7 protein-coding genes and 4 pseudogenes are annotated in these 8,903 nt (G+C 55.1%); 2 read left to right on the top strand and 9 right to left on the bottom strand.

Going from position 1 to position 8,903, the window contains the following annotated elements:
* The first annotated feature begins 90 nt into the window (after positions 1-90).
* Positions 91-850, top strand: a pseudogene (locus ENN66_01155) (hypothetical protein).
* Between the two features lie 301 nt (positions 851-1,151).
* Here ENN66_01155 and ENN66_01150 read toward each other — a convergent pair.
* Positions 1,152-1,241 (bottom strand): annotated as a pseudogene (locus ENN66_01150) (VapC toxin family PIN domain ribonuclease).
* A 414-nt stretch (positions 1,242-1,655) separates the two neighbouring features.
* Between ENN66_01150 and hrpB the strand changes: the two are divergent.
* Positions 1,656-4,205, top strand: coding sequence for an ATP-dependent helicase HrpB (hrpB, locus tag ENN66_01145; GenBank protein ID HDS15237.1), 2,550 nt, complete (start codon positions 1,656-1,658; stop codon positions 4,203-4,205).
* A gap of 63 nt (positions 4,206-4,268) precedes the next feature.
* Here the strand turns inward: hrpB and ENN66_01140 are convergent, their stop codons facing one another.
* The 8 genes and pseudogenes from ENN66_01140 to ENN66_01105 form a co-directional block, all read right to left on the bottom strand.
* On the bottom strand, positions 4,269-5,189 hold the full coding sequence (locus ENN66_01140; GenBank protein HDS15236.1) for a radical SAM protein: 921 nt from the start codon (positions 5,187-5,189) through the stop codon (positions 4,269-4,271).
* 47 nt (positions 5,190-5,236) lie between these two features.
* On the bottom strand, positions 5,237-5,533 hold the full coding sequence (locus ENN66_01135; protein HDS15235.1) for a hypothetical protein: 297 nt from the start codon (positions 5,531-5,533) through the stop codon (positions 5,237-5,239).
* A 4-nt stretch (positions 5,534-5,537) separates the two neighbouring features.
* The gene (locus ENN66_01130; GenBank protein ID HDS15234.1) at positions 5,538-5,882 is read right to left on the bottom strand and encodes a DUF134 domain-containing protein; all 345 of its coding nucleotides are present in this window, start codon (positions 5,880-5,882) and stop codon (positions 5,538-5,540) included.
* A 130-nt stretch (positions 5,883-6,012) separates the two neighbouring features.
* Positions 6,013-6,390 carry a cupin domain-containing protein gene (locus tag ENN66_01125; protein ID HDS15233.1) on the bottom strand — a complete coding sequence of 126 codons (378 nt, stop codon included), beginning with the start codon at positions 6,388-6,390 and terminating at the stop codon, positions 6,013-6,015.
* A gap of 203 nt (positions 6,391-6,593) precedes the next feature.
* Positions 6,594-7,229, bottom strand: a pseudogene (locus tag ENN66_01120) (DJ-1/PfpI family protein).
* Positions 7,230-7,360: 131 nt separating this feature from the next.
* Entirely contained in the window at positions 7,361-7,945 is a 585-nt protein-coding gene (locus tag ENN66_01115; protein ID HDS15232.1) for a TetR/AcrR family transcriptional regulator, read from the bottom strand.
* Between the two features lie 208 nt (positions 7,946-8,153).
* Positions 8,154-8,663, bottom strand: a complete 510-nt coding sequence (locus tag ENN66_01110; protein ID HDS15231.1) for a hypothetical protein — start codon at positions 8,661-8,663, stop codon at positions 8,154-8,156.
* A pseudogene (locus ENN66_01105) lies at positions 8,660-8,903 on the bottom strand (hypothetical protein). The gene ENN66_01110 and the pseudogene ENN66_01105 overlap by 4 nt, the downstream one beginning before the upstream one ends.

The raw sequence follows: 8,903 nt of genomic DNA, 5'->3' as shown, positions 1-8,903 counted from the left end.
TGATAACTTGCTATTTAAGCTATTTTATAACACTTTTGCCTTAAGCTGGCCATCAAGCCTTAATGCACCCTATAAAACATCGTTAGAGTCATGTCAAAGTATTTTCCACAAAGTAATATTTCGGAGCCGAAGTTGCTGGATGAGCTGCATATGATTATGCGGCGTAAGCATTATTCGATTCATACGGAACGGTCGTATGCCGATTGGATCAAGCGTTTTGTTCACTTTCATCAGATGAAGGAGCGACGGGAGCGGCTGCTTGAAAAAGATCGCAAGGTCGAAGATTTTTTTTACTCATCTGGCGGTGGCGGGGCGGGTGGCGCCGGCGACTCAGAATCAGGCTTTGAATGCCCTGGTTTTTCTTTATCGTCAGGTGCTGGAGGCGCCCCTGGGTGACAATATCCGGGCCGAGCGGGCCCGGAAGAAGGCGCGGGTGCCGGTGGTTTTCAGCCGCGATGAAGTGACCCGGCTGCTCGGGGTTATGCAGGGGGGCCGCAACTGATCGCCAAGCTGCTTTATGGCGGCGGCCTGCGCATGAGTGAGCGGGAGCCCGGCGGTTGATCCCCTGGATGGCAAGCGGCGGCGGCATCATGTCGATGTCAGTGTTGTCAATAAGGCCATCAAACGGGCCCTGTGCGAGGTCGACATTGTGAAAAAGGCCGGCGCTCATACCCTTACCCTGCGCCACAGTTTTGCCACTCACTTGCTTCAACGCGGCACCGATATCCGCACGATTCAGGAGCTGATGGGTCATAATGATGTCAAGACCACGGAAATCTATACCCATGTCATTCGTCAGGGGGCTCTCGGTGTGGTCAGCCCGCTCGATGATTACCAAACAGATCGGTAAGCGTCCTGTCTGAAAACTCTTCGCTTTTTGCCCAGCGATATCTGGTGGTCTTTGATTCTTTATTTCAGACCGAAGCCGAACTCCGGCAAGCTCCTGCCGGCGGGTTGGAAGCCGGCCTTGATCGAGGCCGATAGCTTTGCTTTCGATTTCGGGCGCTGGTGCCGGTTGTCCGGCCACGCCGACCAAGCTCTCAAGGTTTATCCCGCCCGAGTTAAATTGATGATTATCTTGAACGACGGCCTGCCCAACGACCATGATTACGGCTTAAAATTGGAACCTGGCTTTGCTTGGCGACCGCTAATAAGTTTTTATCAAGTTTCGCTATGGGCAAACCTTTTCTCCTTGCAAGATCCAGATATGAGGCATCGTAACTTGAAAGTTTGGGTTGACGGACTCATGCGAATACTTCATTGAGCATCATTCCCGATGCTTCCGGTTCAACTATTAACTGCAAAAGACTGGTCTGAAACCAGTCTGATCCAATGGTCGTTCCCGTCAAGGGTCAGGGGTAATATTCTTCTTGCACACCCTGTATCAGTCGCCCGAAAAAGGCCCGATGCGAGGACCCGGTTGCGGTGCCGTCCCCCGACCCGGCGGAAGATTTACATTAAAACTGTTTTGCGGTTGATTGTCGCTAAGCAATCGATTAGGCTGAGTTTTATTATGGAAGGTATAAGTGTTCCGAGAAGAGCACTTATTTGCGACCAACGGAAGTACCTTCAGGTACGGGCTGACAAAGCCCGCCTGGGTTGCTGAGGCTTCTTCCCGCATCAGGGTCAGGTTTTTACGATTAACGTAGGTGCAAATGGATTCTTTTCTGCGACGTGAAGATGTCGCCCGGCTGCCGGTGTTGGGGCTGGTTGAGGGCTTGCGCCGGGCCCTGGCGGAGGTCGGTCTGGCTTTGCTCAAGGCCCCGCCGGGTACCGGCAAAACCACCCTGCTGCCGCTTCTGCTGCTGGCGGAAGACTGGCTGGCCGGGCGCAAAATCGTCATGCTCGAGCCCCGGCGCCTGGCGGCTCGGGCCGCGGCCGCGCGGATGGCTGCATTGCTGGGAGAGGCGCTCGGCGAGCGGGTCGGCTACCGTATCCGCCATGAAAGCAGGGTCAGTGCCGCCACCCGGATTGAGGTTGTGACCGAAGGCATTCTGACGCGTCTGCTGCAGGATGATCCGGCTTTGAGTAATTACGGCCTGGTGATCTTCGATGAATTTCACGAGCGCCACCTGCCCGGCGATCTCGGTCTGGCTTTCGCATTGCAGAGCCGTGAACTCCTGCGCCCCGATCTGCGCCTGCTGATTATGTCGGCGACGCTGGAAACCGAGGCCCTGGCCGGTTTTCTGCCGCCGGCCTCCCGGCTCGAGGCCGAAGATCCAGGTTATCCGGTGGCGGTCGACTGGCTCGAGCGGCCCCCGGCGGTCGATTTTCTCCCCGCTCTCGCCCGCCTGGTCTGCCGGGCGCTTTCCGAGAGCGAGGGGGATCTACTGGTTTTTCTCCCCGGCGCCGGGGAAATCAGGCGTCTGGCAGAAAGTTTAAGCGATCTCGGACCCGGTCATCTCCTGCTGCCGCTCTACGGTGCCCTGCCACGGGCCCGGCAGGATCTGGTTTTTCAGGCCGCCCCGCCGGGAAACCGGAAAATCATTCTGGCCACCGATATCGCCGAATCGAGCTTGACGATTCCCGGCATCCAAGTGGTGGTCGACGGCGGCCGTCGCCGGATTGCCCGTTTCGATGCCGCCTCAGGTCTTGACCGTTATGAAACCGTGGCCGTCAGCCGAGCCGCGGCCGAGCAGCGCCGGGGCCGGGCCGGGCGGGAAGCTCCGGGGAAATGTTATCGTCTCTGGAGTAAGGCCGAAGAAAACCGCCGACCGGCTTCCGCCCCGCCGGAAATCATGCTCGCCGATCTCACCGGCCTGGCCCTGGAAATGGCTCTCTGGGGAGTAAGTGAGGCGGCTGATCTGACCTGGCCGACCCCACCGCCGCAAAAAACCCTAGATCAGGCCTTTGCCCTGCTGTATAAACTCAGGGCGGTTGACCAACGGCGACGGATCACCGACCATGGCCGCGAGCTTGCCGCCTTCGGTCTCCATCCCCGGCTCGGTCAGATGCTTTTGCGGGGACGGAAAAGCGGTCGGGGACGAACCGCCGCCGCCCTGGCTGCTTGGTTGCAGCAGCGCGATTATTGCGCCCGCGAAGGGGCCGACGACAGCGATATTGAATCCCGCTTGCAAAGGCTGTTTGGCGGCCGCCGCCAGCTGACCGGCGAGGAGGTCGCTTGCAAGGTTGCTGTCGAACGTGAAGTCAGCTTGCTGGTCAAGCGCCTGAAGATCGACAACCGTGAGGATTTTGAGTTTTCACTCTGCGGCGAGCTGCTGGCGGCGGCCTATCCCGACCGTCTGGGGCGCAAACGGCCGGGCGGCGGTAACCGCTATCTTCTCAGTGGGGGCGGAGAGGCGGCTTTTGCCGGACCCGAAGCCCTGGCCGCCGTGGAATTTCTCGTGATCTGCCGGCTCTCAGGCCCCCGTCGTCAGGCCCGGATTCAACTGGCGGCGGCCTATGACGAGGTCTTTTTGCGCCGCGAGTTTGCCGCTTTTATCGAAAAACGGGAAGTGGTTGACTGGGATGAAGACAGGCAGAGCCTGCGGGCCTTTACCGAGGAACTTTATGGCGCCCTGCGGCTGGGCCAGGAAAAGACGGAAAATCCCGATCCGGCTCTGGTCGCCGCCGTCTGGCGCGGGGTTTTTGCCCGGCAGGGCCTCGAAATTCTACCCTGGACCCCGGCTGCCCGTCAGCTTTGTGTCCGCATCGAGTTTCTGCGCTCTTTGCAATCCGGTCCGAAAGCCTTGCCCGCCGCGACCTGGCCCGATTTTTCCGCCGCCGGTCTGCGGGCCGCTCTCGACGACTGGCTGCTGCCGCAGCTTGCCGGCATTCGCAGTCGCGCCGCTCTGGCCGGCCTCGATCTGGAAAAGCTGCTTTTCGCCCGGCTTGACTGGGGGCAGCGAAAAGAACTTGAGAAACTGGCGCCTTTGACCTGTCAACTGGAAAACGGCCGGCAGCTGAAACTCGATTACGGCCAAGGTCCGGTACCGGTGCTGACCGCCAGGGTTCAGGACTTCTTCGGCTGCCGGAGAACGCCGCTGGTCGCCGGCCGGCCGGTGTTGCTTAAACTGCTCTCTCCGGCCCGGCGCCCGGTGCAGATCACCGACAACCTCGAAGGTTTCTGGCGGGGCTCCTACGCCGCCGTCCGCAAGGAGATGCGGGGCCGCTATCCCAGGCATCAGTGGCCGGAGAACCCCCTGGAAAATTACGAATTGAGAAACGGGGACGACAAAACCGGTGACAAAATCTTTAAAGCTTGATTTTCGGGGAAGATGAGAAGAAAAAGCGGCACCTCAAGGAGAGATATCCCACTGTAACCGCTCTTATAGAAATGGGTCTTCCCGCTCGAAATCAGGCAGATAATGATCCTGGCTGGCAAGTTCCTGAACAAAGGCGTTATCCAGGCCCAGAGTCAGGGCATGTTCCACCACGCGATCGTATTCATCCTGACGCAGGGTCCTGCTAATTACCGGATCGAACATCGCTTTGTATTGGGGCGAATACTGGGCCATGATGCTGACAAAGATATCCCGCGAAAGCCCGGCCAGAAAATCAAGCACCCGCAGGCTGTTGTCAATATAACCAGGCAGAACCAGATGACGGACGAGCAGACCACGAACGGCCAGACCCTCGGCATCGGTCTGCAGATGGCCAACCTGATTCAGCATCTCCGCAATGACAAGGGGGGCGACGTCGGCATAGTCGGTGACGTCGGAAAATCTTCTGCCTAAACCGTTTTCCAGATATTTTAAATCAGGCAGATAGATATCGACCAAGCCACGCAGACGCCGCAACGCGGCCGGCGCGTCGTAGCCATTAGAATTGTAGACCACCGGCACCGTCAGGCCCTGGGCCCGGGCTGTCGCGATCGCCTCGGCCACCTGGAAAGCCACATGTGAAGGCGAGACAAAATTCAGGTTGTGGGCACCCTGCTGTTCAAGACGCAGCATGGCGACCGCCAGTTCGGCAATCGTCATGCCGCGCGACGGCTGTGAAAACTCCTGACTGATCTGATAGTTCTGGCAAAAGATGCAACGCAGATTGCAACCGCTGAAAAAAATGGTGCCCGATCCCCGGACTCCGGAAATCGGCGGTTCCTCGCCCAGATGAAGCCCGGCATGGGAAACCTGAACGGCGGCGGGAATCCGGCAAAAACCCAGTTCCCCCGCCAGCCGGTCGACCCGGCAAGCCCGCGGACAAACGCTGCAGGCAGCCGGAGCCTGATTCAGATTTTCATTGACCATGAAGATTATTTTCCTTAACCGCCGAAACACGGCCGCATCAGCCGCGATTAAGCTTCCAGCTCCTGCAAACGGCGTTCAATATTCGCCAGCATTTGTTTGAGATTGGCGGCTTCGGCGACTAAGGCCTCGCGCTCCGTCGCTGGAGACGCGGCCCCAACCCCGGAAACCCCGGCGCCATAGCCGAACCCAAACCGCAAGCCGACAAATCCCCGGCCTCGACCCCGACCCAGGCCCCTTCCGGCCCCATAACCGACACCCCGGCCGGCGGCCGGATTGCAGTAACCCCGGCCACCACCGGTCAGCGGCCCATTTCCCATCGGTCCCATTCCATTAAATCCAGGCATGATACTACCTCCCTTTACCGCCACGCCAACCGCCGCGGTGTCGATTGCGACACTCACGATGCCCGACAACAAAGTCGCCGCCGCTGATCCGCAATTCCCGACCGGTGACCAGAGCCTCGGCCACCAGTCCGCGAGCGGCGGCCAGAATTCGGCCATAAGTTGGGCGAGAAACTTCCATCTCACGCGCCGCGCTTTCCTGATCCAACCCGAGATAATCACTCAGCCGCAAGGCTTCGAAACCTTCGAGATTAAGATTCAGGGGGTCATCCCCCAGCGCGGGAGGCACCGGCTGAAAAACACTACAGCGCGGCGGTCCCTGAATGGTTCGTGATTTTCGTGGTCTCGGCATGGCTTCTCTTGGTTAGTTGTTAATTGTTTATGATCTCCTGCTCATAATAGTAACCATTGAGATAACGGTTGTCAATAGCATTTTGAGCTTGCGCTCAAAATAATTCAGCTCCAAGAGAAAAAGGCCCGAGCTAACCCGTCTCGCCTTCAAGCTCCTCGTAGGCTTCCGGCGTAAAACGGGGCGTGCAGATCGCGAAAAAAATCAGCTCTTCCGGGCCGGGGTTGGCGATGCGCTGCCGACAGCCGGGCGGAATCAGAACCACGTCGCCGGGATTTACCTTCCGGGGCGGCCGCCGGCCGATTTCAACCAGGCCTGTCCCGGCGACCATCACATAGCGTTCAGCCACGCCCTTGAGGCGGTGCCAGCGCGTGGTTACGCCGGGCTCGACCCGAGCCCGGGCGAGCGAAAGCTCCGGGTCCGCCGGGCTATTGGAGACTTCGATAATATGGCATTTTTCCGGGGTGTAAAATTCTTCGTCAAGCTTTTGCCGGCACACCGCCTCTTCCATGCCTGATTCTCCAGTTAGCGGCTTCTGTTTCTGATTGAATTTAATTTTGTTCCCATGAATCGAGTAGAATTATTCCGCTCTCTTCCATGACGGCAAGGCACTCCGGCAGCAAGCGGTTAATAACAGTTGATCTTATCGGTTGAAGATCGACTCAACCGATCTTGTTGGTTCAATTCTCTATTATGGTAGAGTAAATATTGCCTCTATCTACCGGGTTCAATCAGATCCGTTTTCATCAGATTCCATTGTTTCTCATATTCCATTATATAGGCAATTTTATCTACAAAATCAACATCGTAGCCAAATCGCTTAAGAAGGTGAAAACCGACTTCAATTCCAGATGTAATACCGCCTCCGGTAACAATACGCCCCGAATCAACAACTCTATGCCGATCGATTTTACATTTAGGAGCAAGTTGCGCCAAACGCTCAATTGGTACAATGGGTTCATTGGGGTCACCATTTTTTCGGTTAGTGGCCTTGATGCCATCAAGTAAGCCGATAACCCCATAAACCTATGATCCAGTACAAACGCTGACGAGCAAGGTTTCCTCCGGTGTTGACTTTACGAAATTCAGTAACCTTTGATTATGGATTTCCGCTCTTGCGCCAATCCCTCCTGGAATAAGAAAGGCATCCATACTGGAATTGTCATTTAACCCATACCGGGGGACCACTCGCAAACCGGCAATGGCGACAACCGGAGTAATGGTATCGCCAATGAGAAAGGTCTCAAGTTCCGGGTCCATCTTTTTAGCAACCGCGAATACACCAGTTGGACCTGCCCAGTCAATGACCTCTGCATTATCAAAGATGTAAATACCCAATCTTTTATTCATAGCAACCTCCACATATTGTTTTTTTTATTTACAGACCAGTCTGTCTGGAACTTTTCGGTTTCCGGAAAACTTCCCAAGCCAAACACGCCCGCCAAAACAGACAGGTCTGTCTTGGCGGGGTCAAAAAAAATTCACCTGGACAACAAGATTTCTACTGCTTCACGAGCGGTTTCAATCGGCCAGGAAGCACTATAGTTTTGACTGGATACGATGGCTCCCTCTACCAAAACATAAACCGTCGTAGCCATTTTTTCCGCATCAATAGTAGTTACTCCCTGACCTGAACTGAAAATATCTACTATTGTCTCTTTTATATATTTCCGTAGCCCATCTTTATGTTTTACAACTTCATTTCTTATTTCCGAGCCCCGCAGCGGCACTTCAGAGGCAATGTTTAAAAACGCACAACCCCGGTAGTCGCTTTCCTGCATCCACCGCTCAAGAAAGAAAAAGATGCCTAAAAGTTTCTCTTTGGGGGTTGCGTCACTTTGAAGGCCGGTTGTCAACCACCCCATCCAGATTTTATGACGAGCTTGGAGGTATGCGATACAGAGAGCTTCTTTTGATGGAAAGTGGGCATAAAAAGTAGCTTTCGCGACTTGAGATTCCGCAATAATCTGATTTATACCCGTAGCCAAGTAGCCCTGTTTGTAAAATAAATTCAGGGCTGTCTCAATTATGCGATCTCTGGCAGTATTTTCTTTACTGGTAGACATATTTTCACACATACCGCAGACAGACCTGTCTGTCAAGGATGATATTTCAAAAAACAGGGATTATATTATTTTTTTGTACTTGTTCATCAACCCGGGGAATAGCCAGATTTCCGTGACTACCCAGCAGACCACAACGGATGGCTACAGTTTTTGAATCCGGCGGCTAACTGAAATAACGGACTGGCCGCTGAGCGGAGATTTTATTCTTTTACTGTTCCCTGGTAACGCAATACACCCCTTGGCCTTCAAAACCGGGAGCAAAGCATAAGTTGTCCGATGTACAGGCGGCTTTACGCAGGTCGCTGTTTCCCCAGCGCTTGATTAAATCAGGCTCCCGGATAAGCAGTCTGCTCAGGGAAATATAATCAGCGATCCCTGCGGTCACGAGGCTGTCGGCGACCGTGAAGGATCGCAAACCGCCGACAAGAAGCAAGGGTATTTTTATATGCTTTTTGAAGTGGCGCGCGTATTCCTTGAAGTAGGCTTCCTTGTCCGCAGTTGTAATCCCGGGGCGGCTGGGTGAAAACCGACCGGTCCTGATGATGCCGCCACTGACTTCAATCGCGTCGTAACCTGTATCGGCAAACAGTTTGGCGGCCTGCAATGAATCTTCTCGGGTCAGTCCGTTTTCAATAAGGTCTGAGCCGTTCATCTTTATCAGCACGGGAAAATCCGGGCCGACCTGCTCTCTTATGGCTTGATATATCCAAAGATGAATCCGGCCCGTTTTTCAATCGTCCCGCCGTATTCGTCCTGTCGCCGATTGTAGGCAGGGGAAAGAAACTGGCTCAACAGGTAGCCATGGCCTGAATGGATTTCAACGCCGTCAAAACCGGCCGTTGTTAGCTTTTGCTTTAAACTGAGGGAAATTTTCTGATTATTTTGGCAAAGATTTCTGATTATTCTGATGTTCTTTGACATTTTGGATTTATGCTTGGGGTTCAACCCCAAACCCCGG

It is taken from the genome of Pseudomonadota bacterium (genome assembly GCA_011049115.1).
In the GTDB taxonomy this organism is placed as follows: domain Bacteria; phylum Desulfobacterota; class Anaeroferrophillalia; order Anaeroferrophillales; family Tharpellaceae; genus DSCM01.
Note: the sequence above shows the minus strand (reverse complement) of the source record. Positions and strands in the feature narration are given on the sequence as shown.